General features: G+C 75.8%; 15 protein-coding genes. 5 read left to right on the top strand and 10 right to left on the bottom strand.

Annotated elements, in window-relative coordinates; genetic code table 11:
* Positions 1-82 precede the first annotated feature (82 nt).
* Both A2CP1_RS01720 and A2CP1_RS01715 read left to right on the top strand, forming a co-directional pair.
* A complete protein-coding gene (locus A2CP1_RS01720; RefSeq protein WP_012631760.1) occupies positions 83-1,990 on the top strand; it encodes an Ig-like domain-containing protein in 1,908 nt (635 codons plus the stop codon).
* Complete coding sequence (locus A2CP1_RS01715; protein ID WP_012631759.1) at positions 1,987-3,162, top strand: WD40/YVTN/BNR-like repeat-containing protein; 1,176 nt, start codon at positions 1,987-1,989, stop codon at positions 3,160-3,162. The genes A2CP1_RS01720 and A2CP1_RS01715 overlap by 4 nt, the downstream gene beginning before the upstream one ends.
* Positions 3,163-3,230: 68 nt before the next feature.
* On the opposite strand, the gene A2CP1_RS01710 is transcribed toward A2CP1_RS01715, so the two are convergent.
* Positions 3,231-5,522: an immune inhibitor A domain-containing protein gene (locus A2CP1_RS01710; RefSeq protein ID WP_012631758.1), complete on the bottom strand. Its 2,292-nt coding sequence runs from the start codon at positions 5,520-5,522 to the stop codon at positions 3,231-3,233.
* Between the two features lie 200 nt (positions 5,523-5,722).
* Positions 5,723-6,556, bottom strand: a complete 834-nt coding sequence (locus A2CP1_RS01705) for a DUF6544 family protein (RefSeq protein ID WP_012631757.1) — start codon at positions 6,554-6,556, stop codon at positions 5,723-5,725.
* 208 nt (positions 6,557-6,764) lie between these two features.
* On the opposite strand from A2CP1_RS01705, the gene A2CP1_RS01700 reads away from it, so the two are divergent.
* Entirely contained in the window at positions 6,765-7,535 is a 771-nt protein-coding gene (locus tag A2CP1_RS01700) for an alpha/beta fold hydrolase (RefSeq protein ID WP_012631756.1), read from the top strand.
* Here the strand turns inward: A2CP1_RS01700 and A2CP1_RS01695 are convergent.
* The 4 genes from A2CP1_RS01695 to A2CP1_RS01680 form a co-directional block, all read right to left on the bottom strand.
* Positions 7,525-8,658, bottom strand: a complete 1,134-nt coding sequence (locus A2CP1_RS01695) for a porin (RefSeq protein ID WP_012631755.1) — start codon at positions 8,656-8,658, stop codon at positions 7,525-7,527. The genes A2CP1_RS01700 and A2CP1_RS01695 overlap by 11 nt on opposite strands.
* Before the next feature lie 23 nt (positions 8,659-8,681).
* Entirely contained in the window at positions 8,682-9,461 is a 780-nt protein-coding gene (locus A2CP1_RS01690) for a C-GCAxxG-C-C family protein (protein WP_012631754.1), read from the bottom strand.
* Between the two features lie 115 nt (positions 9,462-9,576).
* Positions 9,577-10,434: a LuxR C-terminal-related transcriptional regulator gene (locus A2CP1_RS23905; protein WP_012631753.1), complete on the bottom strand. Its 858-nt coding sequence runs from the start codon at positions 10,432-10,434 to the stop codon at positions 9,577-9,579.
* Positions 10,431-11,456 (bottom strand): LuxR C-terminal-related transcriptional regulator, encoded by a 1,026-nt coding sequence (locus A2CP1_RS01680; protein WP_012631752.1) that lies wholly within the window; start codon positions 11,454-11,456, stop codon positions 10,431-10,433. The genes A2CP1_RS23905 and A2CP1_RS01680 overlap by 4 nt, the downstream gene beginning before the upstream one ends.
* Positions 11,457-11,892: 436 nt before the next feature.
* On the opposite strand from A2CP1_RS01680, the gene A2CP1_RS01675 reads away from it, so the two are divergent.
* Entirely contained in the window at positions 11,893-13,836 is a 1,944-nt protein-coding gene (locus A2CP1_RS01675; RefSeq protein ID WP_012631751.1) for a BTAD domain-containing putative transcriptional regulator, read from the top strand.
* Position 13,837: 1 nt separating this feature from the next.
* Here A2CP1_RS01675 and A2CP1_RS01670 read toward each other — a convergent pair whose 3' ends face one another.
* The gene (locus tag A2CP1_RS01670) at positions 13,838-14,398 is read right to left on the bottom strand and encodes a carboxymuconolactone decarboxylase family protein (protein WP_012631750.1); all 561 of its coding nucleotides are present in this window, start codon (positions 14,396-14,398) and stop codon (positions 13,838-13,840) included.
* Positions 14,399-14,401: 3 nt separating this feature from the next.
* A complete protein-coding gene (locus A2CP1_RS01665) occupies positions 14,402-14,938 on the bottom strand; it encodes a peroxiredoxin (RefSeq protein ID WP_012631749.1) in 537 nt (178 codons plus the stop codon).
* 116 nt (positions 14,939-15,054) lie between these two features.
* On the opposite strand from A2CP1_RS01665, the gene A2CP1_RS01660 reads away from it, so the two are divergent.
* Positions 15,055-16,026 carry a LysR substrate-binding domain-containing protein gene (locus A2CP1_RS01660; RefSeq protein ID WP_012631748.1) on the top strand — a complete coding sequence of 324 codons (972 nt, stop codon included), beginning with the start codon at positions 15,055-15,057 and terminating at the stop codon, positions 16,024-16,026.
* Here A2CP1_RS01660 and A2CP1_RS01655 read toward each other — a convergent pair.
* Entirely contained in the window at positions 15,999-16,778 is a 780-nt protein-coding gene (locus A2CP1_RS01655) for a spermidine synthase (RefSeq protein WP_012631747.1), read from the bottom strand. The genes A2CP1_RS01660 and A2CP1_RS01655 overlap by 28 nt on opposite strands.
* Before the next feature lie 46 nt (positions 16,779-16,824).
* Entirely contained in the window at positions 16,825-17,028 is a 204-nt protein-coding gene (locus A2CP1_RS01650) for a 2-hydroxymuconate tautomerase family protein (RefSeq protein ID WP_011419369.1), read from the bottom strand.
* Between the last annotated feature and the right edge of the window lie 5 nt (positions 17,029-17,033).

Here is a 17,033-nt window from a genome sequence, read left to right as displayed (position 1 = left end):
GACAGCGTCCCACCCCGTCCCGGCCTGCCGCTCGCGCGCGCGCACCCGCCGTGTACACTGCCCGCCTCCTCGGAGGACCCGCATGCACCGCACCGCCGCCCTGCACCCCGTCGCCGTCGCCCTCGCCTCCGCCCTCGCGCTCGCCGGCTGCTCCGGCGGCGGCGGCGCCGCCGGCCCCGGCGGCTCGTCCTGCGCGCTCCCCGCGGCCACGTCCCTGCAGGTGGTCGAGTCCGCGCCGGGGCAGGGCGCGGACGGCGTCTCGGTGAACGCGGCGGTGCGGATCCGCTTCAACACCTGCGTGGACACCCCCACGCTCGCGGGCGCGGTGTCCTTCCGGCGCGGCACGACCGCGATCCCGTTCACGCAGGCGTACGACGCGGCCACCGCCACCCTGGTGCTCACGCCGGCGGCGCCGCTCGCGCTCTCGACCTCGTACGTGGTCATGGTCCTGCCGACCGCTCGCGGCGCGCGCGGCGAGCCGTTCAGCGGGTGGGTGCTCGGCTTCTACACGCGCGACGCGCCGGACACGGCGCCCCCCACCATCGCCGCCGACCCGGCCGGCGGCCACTTCAACCACCCGGTCGACGTGGTGCTCACCTGCGCGGACGAGCCCGGCGGCTCGGGCTGCGCGCAGACCGTGTTCGCGGTGAACGGCGGCGCGCCACATCCGTACGTGGGGCTCGTCCGGCTGGAGGCGAGCGCGACGCTGACCTTCTTCGCGCTCGACGGCGAGGGGAACCGGAGCGCCACCGGCACCGGCACCTACGTCATCGACGTCGATCCCCCCGGCGTCGCCTCGGTGTTCCCGCCGGACGGCGCCACCGGCGTCGCGCTGGACGCGGTGCCGGCGGCGGCGTTCGACGAGGACATGGACCCGGCGACGGTGACCGCCGCCCGGCTCACCCTCGCGCCGGCGCAGGCGACCGGCGCCGCGTACGAGCCCGCGACGCGCACGGCGCGGTTCCCGCCCGACCGCCGCCTCGAGTGCGGCACGACCTACACCGCCACGCTCGACCCCAGCGTCACCGACCTCGCCGGCAACGGGCTGCCCGCCGCGGTCGCCTTGACGTTCACCACCGACCCGGACTGCGTCGAGCCCGTCACCACCGCGAGCGTGACCGACGGCGTGTACGCGGCGCCGCAGCAGGTCACGCTGACCTGCACCGACGCGGGCGGCTCCGGCTGCGCGCGCGTCGTGTACACCACCGACGGGAGCGTCCCGGCGCCGGGCAGCGGCACGGTGGTGGAGGGCGCCGTCGCCGGCCCCATCGCCGTCGGCGAGGGCGAGACCGTGCTCCGCTACTACTCGGTGGATCGCGCCGGCAACCGCGAGGCGGTGCGCCAGCAGCGGTACTCGGTCTCCACCTCCGGCTTCACCTACGTCGCGACCACCGGCGGGCTGGCGCGCGGCGCTGGGGTGGTGCCGGCCCGGTTCGTCGCGCTGGGCGGCGCCGGCTGGACCTCCGCGTTCCACCGCGACCCGGTCACCGGCCGGCTCTGGCGCGCCACCGAGCGCGGCGTGGCCGGCTCCGACGACGGCGCCGCGTGGTCGCTCACCCGGCTGCCGAGCGCGAGCGGCGGCCGGATGCTCCCGGCGCGCGCCGTGTGGGGTCAGGGCAGCCTGGTCCTGGCGGGCACCGAGGAGGGCCTCTTCCGCTCGGTGGACGGCGGCGCGACCTTCGTGCCGCTCCTGCAGCGCACCGTGGACGGCTACGACGCCTGGGTGACCGCCATCGCGGGCGACGGGAAGGACGTGTACGTCGCGACCTCGCTCGGCCTCGCGGTCTCGCACGACCGGGCGCGCACGTTCGCCTGGACCATCGCGGACCGGGCCGTCGCGGACTGGAGCTCGACGCCGACCCCGGCGACCTGTTCGCCGCGACCTCGACCGGCCTGCTCCGCTCCACCGACGGCGGCGCGACGTTCGCGCGGCTCGACACCGGCACCGTCCCCGCCCTCCCCTCCGGCGACGTCCGCGCCGTCGCGGTGACCGCCGACCGCGTGTACGTCGCCACCGCCGCCGGCCTCGCCATCCTGGGCCGCGACGCCACCGGCGCGCCCGCCTCGGCGACATCCGTCGCGCGCCCGTGCCCGGCGGGTGAGACCTCGATCCTCGACGTGGCCGTGTCCGGCCAGAGCGTCTGGGTGGTGAGCGGCCAGCGCTACTGGTCGGGCTCCACCGACGCGTTCTGCGCCTCGGCGGACGGCGGGACCACGTTCGCGCCGCGCTGGTTCGTGGCGCCGGACCGGGGTAACGCCATCGCCTCCACGGTGTACGCCGAGGGCGCGCGCGTGTACGTCGGCTACGCGCCCGGCTTCTTCCTGTCCACCGACGCGGGTGCGACCTTCCGCTCCGCGGAGCTGCCCGCCGGCGGCGTGCGCGACGTGGCCGCCGCGGGCGGATCGCTCTACGCCGGGCTCGACGCCGGCGTGGCCGTCTCCACCGACGGGTTCCGGACGTTCGTCCTGCGCACCGAGGCGGACGGGCTCGCGAACCCCGGCGTGGTGGATCTCGCGGCGGTGGGCACGCGGGTGTACGCGGTCACCTCCTTCGGGCTCTCGATCTCCTCCGACGGCGGCGCCCACTTCGCGCCGCCGGCGACGCTCACGAACGCCTCCATGGCGGCCTGTGTCGCCGCGCCGGACGCGAGCACGGTCTACCTCGGGCAGAAGTCCTGGCTGCAGGTCTCCACCGATGGGGGCGCGCACTTCGCGCAGCGGCTCCCGCCCGTCGGCTCGACGAGCTACCTCTCCGACACCGTCGGCGTGGACGCCCGCGGCGCCACCGTCGCGGTCGCCGCGCGCGACACGGTGTTCGTCTCCACCGACGGCGGCGCCAGCTTCGCCGAGCGTGGCGCGGCGGCCGGGCTGGTCGCGCCGAGCGGCTACACGCTGTCGCTGCGCGGCGTGGCGGTCGCGCCCTCCGGCGCGATCCACGTGGCCTCGAACGTGGGCCTGTTCAGCTCGACGGACGGCGGCGCCACCTTCACCGCCGCGGGCGGCGGGCCGGCGTGGCTGGAGGCAGTCTCCGCGGGCGGCCCGGCGCTCTACCTGGGCGGGGACCTGCTCCACGTCTCGACCGACGGCGGCGCCACGTTCGTCTCGCGCGGCGCGCCCGACGGGCTGCCCGGCCGCCCCGGACCCGCGGTGTACGTCCCCTGAGCCGTCGCGCGGCGCGGGCGCGGTGGAGGGACCGGCGGCGTGCCGGCCCCTCCCCGCCCCGCGCACCGCTAGCGCTTCGGCGCGACCACCACCTGCATGAAGTCACCCTGCGCCGACGTCCCGACCACGCGGATGGTGGTCCCGGTGTTCGGCACGATCACGCTCGACCAGCCGGAGTGGTTGAGCGAGGGATCCGGCGGCACCCAGTAGCTCTGCGTGTCGTCGAAGAGCGGGTTGCCCGGCTGGCCGCCGAAGCAGCCCTGCTGGCTGTTCGCGTGCAGGCACACCACGTCGGTCGGCTCGAGGCCGAACGTCGAGTCGAAGGCCTGGAAGCGCGGGCGCCACGCCTTCCCGTTGTCCGGGCGGAGGATCAACCCGGGGTGCGCGTCCACCGGCAGGAACAGGCCGCCGCAGCGGCCGCTCGCGCAGGCGTCGCCCACGTTGTTGTCCTCGAACGACGTGTCGTAGTACCAGACCAGCAGGCCGTCCTGGTACGGGAAGTGGTCCACCCAGTTCTGCAGGGTCGGGTCGTTCAGGTAGCCGAACGTGTACGGCCCGGTCTTCAGCGACTGGTCGTAGCCGCGGTACTGCCGGTACTCGGCGAAGTACGCGTTGAAGAACGGCGTCGCGAGCGTGCCGTTCGTGCGGACGAACCCGTCGTAGGTCCAGCCCGGATCGGTCTCCGCGCCGTCCAGCGGCTGGCCGGAGATCGCGACGTCGTCGATCGACAGGCCCGCCTCGGCCACCGCCACGTCGGTCCAGTAGCGGAACCCGAGCGTCACGGTCTGGCCCGCCCACGCGGACAGGTCGGCGGTGAGGTCCACCCAGGCCCCGCCGGTCGAGCCGGTGATCCCGTTGCCGAAGTTCTGGCCGTTCGGGTTCGTCGAGCTCGACAGGTTGGTGGCGACCGGCGCGCCGTTCACCGTCAGGTACGCGTAGTCCCAGTCCAGCTCGATGTCGAACTTCACCTTGGCCGCGAGCGACGCGCCCGCGGGCAGCGTCACCTGGCGCGTCATGGAGTGGTCGAGGCCGTTGCCGGAGCCGGAGTGGTAGAAGTACGTGCCGGCGTACGGCGTCCCGATCTCGCTCTCCACGATCTTGTCCGGCAGCAGCACCACCAGCGTCTGCGCCTGCTTCGTGTTCGCCTCCGCCGGGCCGAGCTTCAGCGACGCGTACTGCCCGGCGCGCACCACCTGGTAGTTCGACCAGCCGAGGAAGATCTTCTCGTAGGCGCTCATGTGGATCGGCTTCGTGCCCAGGCCGTCCTCCGGCCGCCCCGAGGCGCCGTAGGAGCCCACCGAGTACAGCGTCCAGAAGCCGGTCGAGTTCTCCGCGCCGCCGGTGTTGCCGGAGGTGTCGTAGAGGTCGGGCAGGCCGAGGTCGTGGCCGAACTCGTGGGCGAACACGCCCACGCCGCCGTTCTCCGGCTCGATGGTGTAGTCGCCGATCCAGAAGTCGCTCGCGCCGATCCGGATCCCGCCGTACCGGTTGAACGCCGGGCCGGTGGCGCCGATGTTGTTGTAGAAGGCGTACCAGCGGTGGCTCCAGATCGCGTCGTCGCCCTGCGCGCCGCCGCCGGTCTCCTCGCCCTCGCCCGCGTGGATCGCCTGGAAGTGATCGATGTAGCCGTCCGGCTCGTTGAAGTTGCCGTCGCCGTCGTAGTCGTAGCGATCCCAGACGTCGTACTGCGCCAGGTAGGCGTTGATCTCCGCCACCGTCCGGCCGGCCGCGATCTGCCCGTTGTACCAGGCGTTCACCGCGTCACGGACGAACAGCCAGGTGCGGGCGCACACGATGCCGCCGCAGTAGTTCGAGCCGTAGTTGGCCTCGTTGAGCGGGACCTTCACCCAGTCGGTGACCTCGCCGTTCACCGTGTAGCGGTTCGAGGAGAGCTCCTTGTAGAAGTTCCGCATCGAGACGTCGCCGGGCGCGTCCGAGAAGAGCAGGTCCTCGTAGTACGCGCGGCTGAAGTCCGGGGCCCAGATGGTGACGTTGTCCACCGTTCGGTCGGGCTCGGGGATCTGGTTGCGCAGCGGGCCGGCGGTGCCGCCGTAGGTCGGGTTCACCTGCTCGCCGAACTCGCCCACCACCGTCCAGATCCGATCCTCGCCCTGCCGCTCCAGCTCGACGTACTGGCCGCGTGCCACCTGGTGCGTCTTGCCCTTCGTCTTCCCGCTGAGCTTCGCCTGGATCGCGATCGCCTTGCGCGCCGCCTGCGCGTCGCCGAGCGGGTGCGATGGGTTGTCGGTCGTCGCGGCGACGTCCGGGAGCTGCGGCTCGTCGGACGCGGCGAACGCGGCCGATGGCGCGAGCGCCAGCGCCGCGAGCAAGGCCAGCGTGGTGGTGCGTGAGGTGCGCATCGATTTCCCCCGAGTGAACGTGCGTGTGGGTGAGGCGAGCTGGCAGTGTTCCCCACTTCGCGCCACCGGCGCCGCGCCCCAAGGGCGGAACCCGAACGTCGTGCGACGCCGGATGACACCGTGGGGCATCGCGCCCCGCGCGCGGACCGACGGTGCGCGCGGACGTGGCGAGGTTCCCCACCCGGCGAGGGATCCGCGGCCTAGAACGGCTGCGGGACCCCGTGCTCGAGGCGCTCCACCTCGAAGCGCGCGTACGGCTGGTCCCGGCCGTCGAGCTCCCAGCTCGCCTCCAGCCGGAACGGGACGCGCACGCCGCCCACCTGGCGCCAGTCGGCGCATCGCCCGGTCCACGGCGTGAGCACGCCGCGCCCCTTCACGTCGCGGTAGCGCAGCGCCGTGATCCGCTCCGGCAGGCCGTCGCCGCCGAAGTGGAACGTCACCTCCACCTCCCGCCCGCCCACGCGGAGCCGCGCCCGCGCGCTCGACGCGTCGCGCGGCAGCCACGCCACGTGCCGCGCGTCGAGCAGCGCCGTCGGGAGCCAGACCAGCTCCGCCAGCAGCCGCTGCAGCGCGCCCGCGTCGAGCTCCGGGCCGGAGAGGTCGGCCATCACCAGCGCGGAGGCGAGCGCGATCCGCATGCCGCCCTCGCCGCCGGCCGACCGATCCCGCGCCGCGACCTCGACCCCGGGCGCGAGGCGCACCCGCCCCCACCACACGAAGCCGGGCGGCTCGGCCGCGAGGTACTGCACGCCGCGGATCGGCCGCCACGCGCCGTCGAGCGCCGGCCGGAACGAGCCGCCATGCCGGAGCCGGGCCGCCGCGAGCGGGGTCGCCTCGAGCGCCCCCGCCACCTCGAGGTAGCGCCGCACCGGCGCGGGCAGGGCCCCGGGATCGAGGCGCGCCGGCGGCGCGTCCTCCCGGAGCGCCCAGAGCGATCGCGCCTCCGCGGCGACCTCCCGCGCGAACCGGGCGCGCCGGACGCCGACCAGCGCGACGGTCGCGGCGAGCGCGAGCACGGTGATCCACCCGATCATGGGCCTCCCCGTTCCGGCGGCGGTGCCGTGCCGCGCGCCGTCCACCCGGCCCAACCTCTCAGGATCCGGGGCGGCCGCCAACGACCGAGACGCCGCATGGGCTGCGGCGTCCGGCGGAGCCCGCGGTGGCCGCCCAGGACGGCCTGCGTCTGACCTATGACGAGCGTCAGACGCGCCGCGTCAGGCCACCGTGTCACCGTGTCACACCATGACCGCCTCCGACGGACCGCTGCTCACGCTGCTGCTGCCGGGCCTGGACGGCACCGGCCGGCTCCTCGATCGGTTCGTGGCCGCCGCGAGCGGCCGGCTCGAGCTGCGCGCGCTCTCGTACCCGCCGGACCGGGCGCTCTCGTACGCGGAGCTCGCCGAGCTCGTGCGCGCCGAGCTTCCGCGCGGGCGGCGCTTCGCGCTCGTGGGCGAGTCCTTCGGCGGGCCGCTCGCGCTGCGCGTCGCGGCCGGGCGGCCTCCGGGGCTGGTCGGGGTGGTGCTGGCGGCGAGCTTCCACCGCCGGCCGGCGGCGCGGCTGGTGTCGGCGCTCCGGCCGCTCTCGCCCGCGTTCTTCCGGCTGCCGCTGCCGGCGCACGCGGTGCGGGTGCTGCTCGCCGGGCACGACGCGCCGGATGCGCTGGTGGCGGACGTGCAGGCCGCGGTCGCTTCGGTCCGGCCGCGCGTGATGGCGCGCCGCGCGCACGAGGCGCTGCACGTGGACGCGACCGGCTGGCTCCGCGACTGCCCGGCGCCGGTGCTGTTCCTGGGCGGGCGGCAGGACCGGCTGCTCCGCACCGGCCTCGCCATCGAGATCCGCCTGGTACGGCCCGACGCCGAGATCCGCATGCTCGACGCGCCGCACCTCGTGCTGCAGCGGCGGCCCGCCGAGGCGATGCGCGCCGTGGAGGCGTTCCTCGGGCGCTCGCCGGCGGCCACCGCGCCGATGCGCGCGGCGCCCGCCGACGAGCCGGAGATCTCCGCTAGAAGATGACCTGCGCGAACAGCGTGGTGCGGTCGCCGGTGCGACCCGCCGCGCCGGTCTGCCCCTGGTCGAGCTCGTGGTTGAGGATGAGCCGGGCGTTCACCGGGATGACGTCCACGTAGGCGCCGATGGTGTAGCGCTCCAGCCGCCCGCCGGGCGCGGTGCGGTCCGCGTCGAAGCGCTCGGCCCGGAAGATCGGCCCGAGGTTCCAGGGCGTCTTGCCGTACGCGCCCGCGTACCAGCCGCGCGCGGTGCGGCTCGAGCGCGTCACCGTGGTCACCGCCGCGGCGGTGGCGTAGCGCGACTGGTCGCGCTCCGACTGGATGAGCTCGGCGGCGGCGAAGAGCCAGGGCGTGTCGAGCGTCGCGTCGACGCCGTACGTGTGGAAGTAGAAGTAGGTGTCGTCGACCGGCGTGCCCACGCCGTCGAAGGCGCCGTTCCCGCCGGTGCCCTGCAGCTGCTGGCCGGTGCCGTACGAGCCGCCCGCCTTCAGCGTGATCGCGCCCTGCTTCAGCGTCAGCCCGGCGCGGCCCCAGAAGTTCTTCGTCTCGAGGTCGTCCTTCTTGTTCGGCCCCGCGCCGTTCACGAACGAGCCCAGCACCTCGGCCGAGACCGGCCCGGCCTTCGGCGTCTGGACGAGGAGCCCGGCGCCGAGGTCGCGCGCGTCCGGGCCGCGCGCGAGCGCGCCGACCACGTACGAGGTGTTCACCCAGAGCAACTTGGTGTCCGACTCGTACTGCTCGTAGCCGAACGGCGTCTTCCACTGCCCCATGCGCACCTCCACGCCGGGCAGGGCGAACAGGGAGACGTAGCCGTCCTTCAGCTTCGAGTCGGCGCCGTCGAACAGGATGCTGTAGCCGACGAGCTCGTGGACCTTGCCGCGGGCGCCGATGCGCGCGCGGCGGAGCTCGAATGTGGAGGTGTCGTCGGCGCCGTTCAGCCCCTCGGTGCGCGAGTACTGCGCGTTCACGAAGCCCCAGAACGTCGGCTTCGGGGCGTTCGCGAGCGCGCCCGCGAGCGTGGGCGCCGCCTTCACCGGCGCGGGGGCCGGCTGCGCGGCGGCCGCCGCCGGATCGGCGGCGGGGGTGGTCTGTGCGAGCGAGAGTGCGATCAGGAATGGTGTCAGCGTCATGGTGTCGTTTCTCGGGCGTCGGATCAGATGGCCGGGTGCTTGGTGCCCAGGTTGAAGTGGCACCCTCCGCAGGCCATCTTGGCACGGGTGTTCTCGAGGGTGCCGCCCTTCTCGTGACACGAGGCGCACTCCGCGGTGGCCTTGTCCTCGAGCACCGGGAACGCCTTCCCGGCGTGCTGCGCGTTCAGGATGATCGCCGCGTGGCGCGCCACCGAGGCGGTGAGCACGCCGCAGCGCTCCTTGCGCTCGGGCGAGTAGGCCTTCTTGCCGGACGCCTTGCACCAGGCCGAGATCGAGGCGTGGCAGAGCGGCGAGCCCGCCACCGACTTCACGTTGGGGAACTTGGCCGACGCCGGGACCCAGTCCGGCAGCGCCGCCTGCTCGTACTGGCGGAACAGCGCGTCGACCAGCGGCTCCGGCTTCGCGGAGAGGAGCTGGAACGCCGCCGCCGCGCCGTTCAGCGCGCCGCAGAGCGTGGCCCAGCCGGCGACCCCGCCGGCGCCGTAGGTGAACATCCTGGTGGGGAACGAGGTGTACGGCGCGCCCAGCTTGTCGGCGACCTGCCCCGCCAGCGCGTCGAAGGCGCCGTACATGCAGTGGCCCTCGAGGTAGCCCTTGAACGCGCGCTCCGCGGTGGCGTCGGGATCGAGGGGCGCGTATGGCCATGGGACGGCCTGCATGCCCTTGCCGGCGGCCGGAGGGGCCGCGCCGGCCTGCCTCGCCACCACCAGCGCCGCGCCCGCGCCCGCCGCGCCGCCCACCAGCTTGATCCAGCCCCTGCGCCCGATGCTGTCGTCGTGCATGTCCCGCTCCGATGGTTGGGCCCCCAACTACGGGCGCGCACCGTACGAGCGGACGCAGGGGTCGATCAACGCGGTCTGGGGTCGCGCGGCGGAGCGTCCGGCCCCGCGCGGGAGCTCACATCAGCACCCGCGCCAGGTCGGCGCGCGACTCGGCGCCGAGCTTGCGGAGCAGGTTCGCCTGGTGGAACTTCACGGTCCGTAACGTGATCCCGAGCGCCCGCCCGATGTCGGCGAGCCCCTCGGCCTGCAGCAGCCGGTTCAGCACCGCCTCCTCGCGCTCCGACAGCCCGGCGCCGCGCGCCAGCGCGCGGGCGCGCGCCTCCACCAGCCCGTGCACCGCGGCCTCGGCCAGCCGCCGGACGGTGAGGCGCACCCGCTCCGCGCCCTCGGGCGCGGCGGTGACGACCTCGTAGCCCGGCGCGGGCGCGAGCGTGCGCGCGTGGACGCGCGGCCACGTGCCGCCGCCGCGGACGGGGCAGTCGCTGCACGGCTCGCTGCGGCCGTGCAGCGCCTCGTGGCAGCGGGCCTCCGGCACCGGATCGAGGGCGGCGCCGCCGAGCGGCCTCACCCATGCCAGGCGGCCGAACGCGCCCGGCCCGGTCTCGATGGCGTAGTCGAGCTCCCCCGCCCCCAGCCCCGGGAGATCGCCGAGCACCTCCAGCACGCGGAGCAGCGCGCCCGGCTCGGCCGCCGGCTCGCACCCCGGCTCGAGCGCGACGCGCAGCCGCCGCCCCGCCGCCGTGGTCACCTCCCGCTCCACCCGGCCTTCCGCCGGCGCGGGCGCCCCCGCGAGCACCGCCGCGACCGGGCGCCCCTCCAGCGCGCGTGGCGACGCGCCGAGCAGCCGCTCCAGGCTGGCCGTCGCCAGGCGCACCGTCCCGCCCGCGTCCACCCACGCCGCCGGCTCGCGCCCGCGCTCCAGCATGGCGAGCGCGACCGCCCCCCAGTCCGGCTCGGTCCGGGCGCGGGTCACGAGGCGAGCCCCAGCAGGTCGCGCCGCGAGGACGCACCGAGCTTCCGGAGCACGTTCGACTGGTGGAACTTCGCGGTGCGTGGCGTGATCCCGAGCGCCGTGCCGATGTCCGCCGCCTGGCGCCCGATGAGGAGCAGCCGGAGCACCTCCTCCTCGCGCGGCGAGAGCTCGAAGCGGCGCACCAGCTCCGCGGTGCGCGCCTCCCGCACCGCCGCGAGCGCCGCGTCGTCCACGCGGCGCACCGCGACCAGGACCTCGTCGCCGGGCAGCGCCGTGGCGGTCGCGACCTCGAACCCACGCGTGCGCGCCGCGCGCCGCACCTCCACCCGCGGCCACGCCTCGCCTCCGCCGCGCAGCGCCGGGCAGCCCGGGCACGGCGAGGGCCGCCCATGGAGCACCTCGTGGCAGCGGCGCCCGACCCGCAGCGCCGCCTCGGCACCCGCGCCCGACAGCGCCAGGAGCCGGCCGAAGTCCGACGCGCCGGCCGAGATGCGGTAGTCGAGGTCCCCCGCCGCGCCGCACGCCACCGGCGGCGGCGCGCGCTCCACCACCTCGTGCACGTCGATGCACAGCGCCGCCGAGGCGCCGCGGCCCACCGCCGCGAGCTCGACCTTGAGGCCGTACTCGCGGCCGCCGCGGAGGGCGGTCAGGTCGGTCCGGTGCAGCGCGCCGCGGAAGGCCGCGCGCAGCAGGGCCTGGGCGCGGCCCGGCGCGTCGGCGCAGAGCAGGTCGCAGGCGCTGCGACCCTCGAGCGTCGCCGGCTCGGCCCCGAGCAGCGCCGCGAAGGCGGCGTTCACCAGCCGGAGCACGCCGTCCCGGTCCACCCAGGCCAGCGGGCGGCGCTCGGCGTCGGCGATGGCGCGCGCGACCGCCGCCGGCGCGGGGCCGGCCGGGGCGCGTCCCGCCGACGCGCTCGCGTCCGGTGCGTCCGCGGAGATCAGGCGCAGGAGCGATCGCCGCGCGGGCGTGGCGCCTTGCGCCGGCAGCGCGCGGCACGGGTGAGCCTCGGGACTGCGGATCATGTGTTTCCCCCCCAGGGAACGGCGCGGGCCACGGGGCCCGGCCAGTGCGGGTCATAGGACCGGGGGCGTGACCGGCGCGTGACGGGCGCCAGGAGGGGCGGGGGTGTGGGGGGACCGGATGGGGCGGGGAGGATGAGACGGCTTGGGCTCAAACGACTCTGGGTGAGGAGCAGGCCGAACGACTCTGGGTGAGGAGCGCGACTGGGTGAGGAGCGCGCGCGGGCGTGCGGGCCATCCGGCGAGTGCGGGCGAGGGGGCGCGACGCCTCGGGCGGGGCGCGAAGCAGGTACAAACGACTCCGGGCGAAGAGCAAACGACTCAGGGTCGGGTGGAAGCGGCACAAGGCGCCCCCTGGTCGGGCACAGCCCCAATGGCCCGTTCGGGTCCGGCGAGAGGTAGGCGAGAAACCCACGCTTCACCGCCCCAGGAAGAGATGATGCCCGCCTCACCGAACTGGACCCTTCACCTGCTCGGCGCACCCCGGCTCGCGGGCGCGACCGAGCCGGTCCGGCTGGATCGTCGCACGGCGGCGCTGCTCGCGCTCCTCGCCATCGACGGTCCGCAGCCGCGCTCGCGCGCTGCGGGGCTGCTGTGGCCGGACTCGCCGGAGAAGACGGCCCGCGCCAACCTTCGCCAGCTGCTGCGCCGGCTGCGCGAGGCCGCGGCAGGGGACCTGGTCGGCGCCGGTGACCCGCTCGAGCTCTCACCGAGGGTGACCGTGGATGCGCGCGACCCGACGCGCCCGGACGCGGCCTGGCCGGACGGGCGGCTCCTCGACGGGGTCGACCTGGACGAGGCGCCGGAGCTGTCGGAGTGGCTGGCCGGCGCGCGCCGCTCGCTCGACGCCGCGCGCCTCGACGCGGCGCTGGCGGCGGCGGCCCGGCTCGAGGCGGCGGGCCAGCTCGGCGCGGCGCTCGCGCAGGCCCAGCGCGCGCTGGCGCTCGAGCCACTCTCCGAGGAGGCGCACCGCCTCGAGATCCGGCTGCGCTACCTGGGCGGCGACCGGGCCGCGGCGCTCGCCGCGTACGAGCGCTGCCGCGCCGCGCTTCGCGACGCGCTCGGGGTGGAGCCGTCGCCGGAGACGGTCCGCCTCGCCGAGGAGGTGGCGCGCGGGCGGCGCGTCCCGGCCCGGGCGGGCAGCCCGGCGGCGCTTCCACTGTCGGTGACGCGGCCGCCGGCGCTCGCCGGCCGCGAGCGCGAGTGGGCGCTCATGGAGGAGGCCTGGGCCGCCGGCAAGGGCATCGCCCTCGGCGGCGCGCCGGGCGTCGGGAAGAGCCGGCTCATGCAGGACTTCCTCTCCACGCACGCCCGGCCGCTCTTCTTCGAGGGCCGGCCCGGCGACCGCGCCGTGCCGTACGGCACGCATGCGCGCACGTTCCGCGAGACGCTCGGCGCGCTCGCCTCGGCCGGCGTGGCGCTGCCGCCGTGGGTGCGGACGGAGCTGGCGCGGATGCTCCCCGAGCTCGGGCCCTCGCCCGGCCCGCTCGCCACCGAGGCGGATCGCGTCCGCTTCTGGAACGCGAAGCTCGAGGCGATGCGGGTCGCGTTCCGGGCCGGGTTCGACGCGCTCGGCTTCGACGACACGCAGTTCGTCGATCCGGCCAGCGCCGCGGCCGGGGCCTACGTGCTGGAGCAGCTCCTGCGCGACGCCGAGACGCCGCTCCGCACCGTGCACTGCTTCCGGACCGCGGAGATGGCGCCGGAGGTGCTCGCGCACATCCGCGCGCTCGCCGAGGCGGGGCGCGCGCTGTACCTCGAGCTCGAGCCGCTCGCGGACGACGCGGTGGAGGAGCTGGTCCGGAGCCTGGACGTGCCGGGGATCGAGCGGGTGGCGGCCGAGGTGGCGCGCTACGCGGGCGGGAGCCCGCTGTTCGCGCTCGAGACGGTGAAGCACCTCGTGGAGACCGGCGCCGTGGAGCGCGGGATCCCGGATCGCACGCCGCCGCGGCTGGAGGCGCTGCTGCGCGCGCGCTTCGAGCGGCTCTCCGCGCCGGCGCTCCAGCTCGCGCGGGCGCTCGGCGTGCTCGGCACGGACTTCACGCTGGAGCGCGCGGCGGCCGTGGTGGAGGCGCGCGCGATGGACGTGGCGGTGGGGTGGAGCGAGCTCGAGGCAGCGCAGCTCGTCCGCGGCGCCGCCTTCGGCCACGATCTGCTCGCGGAGGCGGTGGTGGCCGCCACCCCGGCGCCGCTGCGGGGCTTCCTGCACGGCCGCGCCGCCGAGGTGCTCGCGGCGACCGGCGGCGCGCCGGGCCGGATCGCGGCGCACTGGGAGCGCGCAGGCGATCCGGTCCGGGCGGACGCATGCCGCCGCGAGGCGGAGTCCGTCGCCCGCGCCACCCTCCTCGCGACGGAGGCGGCGGGGTACTTCCGGGCCGCGTAGCCTACCCGGCCGCGGCCGCCGCGGACGGGACCGCGGCGTACCCGGCGAGCTCGAGCGAGACCGCCGCCGCGTGCAGGACCGCGGCGATCCGGACGGCCTCGTGGACCTGGTCCTCCGAGAGGCCGCCGGCGACCACCACCTGCTCGTGCGAGCGCACGCACGTCTCGCACCCGTTCACCGCGCTGACCGCGAGCGCGAAGAGCTCGAAGTCCACCTTGCTCGCGGCCGGCTTCACCAGCCGGTTCATGCGCAGGCGCGCCGGCTTCTCCGCGTACGACGCCTTCCCGACCATGTGGCGGAACCGGTAGTACACGTTGTTCATCGCCATCACCGCCGCGGCCGCGAGCGCGTCCTCGATGACGGCGGGCTCGACCTCCGCCCGCGCGTCGGCGAGGGCCGCCGCGAGCAGCCGCTCGTTGCGGGCCGCCGCGGCCGTCGCCACCGCGACGCCCCAGCGCTGCGCCGGGGTGAGCGTCCCGGGCTGCAGCACCGCCTGCAGGTTCAGCTTGATGTCCCGGGCCGGCTCGGGGAGCGCCTCCCGGATCGCGTCGAGGGCGGCCATGGCTCAGGCCACCTGGAGCGTGGACTCGCCCTTCTTCCAGTTGCAGGGGCAGAGCTCGTCCGTCTGCAGGGCGTCGAGCGTGCGGAGGACCTCGTCCACGTTGCGCCCGACCGAGAGGTCGTTCACCGACACGTGCCGGATGACGCCCTCCGGGTCGACGATGAACGTCGCGCGGAGCGCCACGCCGTCCCTGTGCAGCACGCCGAGCGCGCTCGAGAGCTCGCGCCGGGTGTCGGCGAGCATGGGGAAGGGCAGGTGCTTCAGATCAGGGTGGCTCTTGCGCCAGGCGAGGTGGACGTAGTGGGTGTCGATGCTCGCCCCGAGCACCTGGGTGTCGCGGTCCTGGAACTCGCCGTTGCGGCGGCCGAACTCGGCGATCTCGGTCGGGCAGATGAAGGTGAAGTCCATCGGCCAGAGGAACACCACCTTCCACTTGCCCGGGTGGCTCGCCTGCGTGAGGGTCTCGAACTCGTTGCCGCTCTCCAGGCTGGTCACGGCCTGCAGCGAGAACTCGGGGAAGCGGTCGCCCACGGTCAGCATCGGTGTCTCTCCTCGTCGAATCGGTTCGGGCGCGGCGTCCATCGCCGCGACGGGACACAACATGCCCGCGGGCTTCTGATTGAGCCATTACATCGTTTCGATTACGTTGTTAGTCCATGGCTATCACTCGCCTGCCCCCGCACCCGTTCTCGCTGCGCCAGCTGCAGTACGCGGTCGCCGTCGCGGAGACGCTCTCCTTCCGCCGCGCGGCCGAGCGCTGCCGCGTGGCCCAGCCCTCGCTCTCCACGCAGATCGCGCAGCTCGAGTCGGCGCTCGGCCTCCGCCTGTTCGAGCGCGACCGGCGGCGCGTGCTCGTCACCGGGGCGGGGCGGCCGCTGCTCGAGCAGATGCGCCGCCTGCTGCTCCAGGCGGACGACCTGCTGGAGGCTGCGCGCCGGGCCGGGGATCCGCTCGCGGGGGCGCTGCGCGTCGGGGTCATCCCGACCATCTCGCCCTATCTCCTGCCCGCCATCGCGCCCGCGCTCCGCGCGGCCTACCCCGCGCTGCACCTCACCTGGCTCGAGGATCGCACCGCCGAGCTGGTCCGGAGCCTCCACGCCGGCACGCTCGACGCGGCGCTGCTCGCGGTGGAGGCGGAGCTCGGCGACGTGGAGGTGGCGCCGGTGGCGCGCGACGCGTTCGTGCTCGCGACGCCCCCCGGGCACCCGCTCGGCGTGGCGCGAGAGCCGGCCTCCGCCGCCGAGCTGCGCGACGCGAGCGTGCTGCTGCTCGAGGACGGGCACTGCCTGCGCGAGCAGGCGCTGGCGTTCTGCTCTCGCGCGCGCACTCGCGAGCTGGAGTTCCGGGCGACCAGCCTCTCGACGCTCGCGCAGATGGTCGCGGGCGGCGCCGGCGTGACGCTCCTGCCCGAGCTGGCGGTCCCCACCGAGACGCGACGCGCGGACCTCCGCCTGCGCCCGTTCGCCGACCCGGCGCCGTTCCGGACCGTCGCGCTGGTGTGGCGCCGCAGCTCGCCCATCGCCGAGGCGCTGCGGCGGCTCGCCGGCACCGTGAAGGCGGCGTACCCGGCGCCCGCGGGCCGGGCGGCGGGATCCGAGCGTCAGCGGCCGCGCGCGCCGCGGGCGTGAGGTCCGGGCCGGCGTCCGGCGCCTCCGTCGCGGGACGGTGAGCCGGGCCTGCGTGCGCCGCCGCCCTGGGCCGGCGCGGTCGCGAGGAACACCACGTGCCGCACGCCGCCCCCGCCGCCGCCCTGCGTGGCCGGGCCGCGCGCCGGGACCGTCACCGCGCGGGCGTCGAGGCCGGCGCGCTCGAGCCGCGCCAGGTACCGCTCGTCCGGCCCGGCCGACCAGACCGCGAGCACGCCGCCCTGGCGCAGCGCCGCGCGGCAGGCGCGGATCCCCGCCTCGCCGTAGAGGCGGTGGTTGGCGCCGTGCGCGAGCGCGGACGGGCCGTTGTCCACGTCGAGGAGGATCGCGTCGTAGGCGCCGCGCGCCTCGGCGATGCGGGCGAGCACGTCGCCGAGCTGGAGGCGCACGCGCGGGTCGTCGAGCGGCCGGGCCGCGAGGTCCGCCACCGGGCCGCGGTTCCAGGCGGCGAGCTCCGGGACCAGCTCGGCCACGACCACCTTCGCGTCGGGCGGCAGGCGGTCGAGCAATGCACGCAGGGTGAAGCCGAGACCCACGCCGCCGAGCAGCACCGCGCGCGGGCGGGCGCAGCGCTCGAGGGCCAGCGCGGCGAGCGCCTCCTCGGAGCCGTGGGCGCGCGAGGACATGAGCACGTGGCCCGCGGCGCGGATCACCCACTCGTCCCCGCGGCGCGCGAGCGCGAGCGCGGTGCCGTCCGGCGCGCGGGCGCGTTCGACCGTCTCCCAGGGTTGCATGGCTCGATTCCTCGCGTCGCCGCCGGCGGGGGGGCCGCAGCGCGCGTCAGCTCCCGCGCTTGCGGCGGACCGTGACCGACTCCCCGCCGATGCCCCAGTTGTCCGTGTCCACCTCGTCGATGACCACGACCGTGGTGGACGGGTTCTTCCCGAGCTCGTCGCGGAGCAGCTCGGTCACCTTGCGGATGAGGGTGGCCTTCTGCTCCGCGGTCGCGCCCTCGCGGGTGATCTTGATGTTCACGTATGGCATCCGTG

The sequence above is a fragment of the Anaeromyxobacter dehalogenans 2CP-1 genome (assembly GCF_000022145.1).
Lineage (GTDB): Bacteria > Myxococcota > Myxococcia > Myxococcales > Anaeromyxobacteraceae > Anaeromyxobacter > Anaeromyxobacter dehalogenans.
This window is presented reverse-complemented; position numbering and strand designations above follow the sequence as displayed.

Bases quoted from the DNA above. Each gene is read 5' to 3' on its own strand.
- A2CP1_RS01720 (WP_012631760.1), top strand. From the start codon at position 83: ATGCACCGCACCGCCGCCCTGCACCCCGTCGCCGTCGCCCTCGCCTCC.
- A2CP1_RS01710 (WP_012631758.1), bottom strand. From the start codon at position 5,522: ATGCGCACCTCACGCACCACCACGCTGGCCTTGCTCGCGGCGCTGGCG.
- A2CP1_RS01705 (WP_012631757.1), bottom strand. From the start codon at position 6,556: ATGATCGGGTGGATCACCGTGCTCGCGCTCGCCGCGACCGTCGCGCTG.
- A2CP1_RS01700 (WP_012631756.1), top strand. From the start codon at position 6,765: ATGACCGCCTCCGACGGACCGCTGCTCACGCTGCTGCTGCCGGGCCTG.
- A2CP1_RS01695 (WP_012631755.1), bottom strand. From the start codon at position 8,658: ATGACGCTGACACCATTCCTGATCGCACTCTCGCTCGCACAGACCACC.
- A2CP1_RS01690 (WP_012631754.1), bottom strand. From the start codon at position 9,461: ATGCACGACGACAGCATCGGGCGCAGGGGCTGGATCAAGCTGGTGGGC.
- A2CP1_RS01680 (WP_012631752.1), bottom strand. From the start codon at position 11,456: ATGATCCGCAGTCCCGAGGCTCACCCGTGCCGCGCGCTGCCGGCGCAA.
- A2CP1_RS01675 (WP_012631751.1), top strand. From the start codon at position 11,893: ATGCCCGCCTCACCGAACTGGACCCTTCACCTGCTCGGCGCACCCCGG.
- A2CP1_RS01670 (WP_012631750.1), bottom strand. From the start codon at position 14,398: ATGGCCGCCCTCGACGCGATCCGGGAGGCGCTCCCCGAGCCGGCCCGG.
- A2CP1_RS01665 (WP_012631749.1), bottom strand. From the start codon at position 14,938: ATGCTGACCGTGGGCGACCGCTTCCCCGAGTTCTCGCTGCAGGCCGTG.
- A2CP1_RS01660 (WP_012631748.1), top strand. From the start codon at position 15,055: ATGGCTATCACTCGCCTGCCCCCGCACCCGTTCTCGCTGCGCCAGCTG.
- A2CP1_RS01655 (WP_012631747.1), bottom strand. From the start codon at position 16,778: ATGCAACCCTGGGAGACGGTCGAACGCGCCCGCGCGCCGGACGGCACC.
- A2CP1_RS01650 (WP_011419369.1), bottom strand. From the start codon at position 17,028: ATGCCATACGTGAACATCAAGATCACCCGCGAGGGCGCGACCGCGGAG.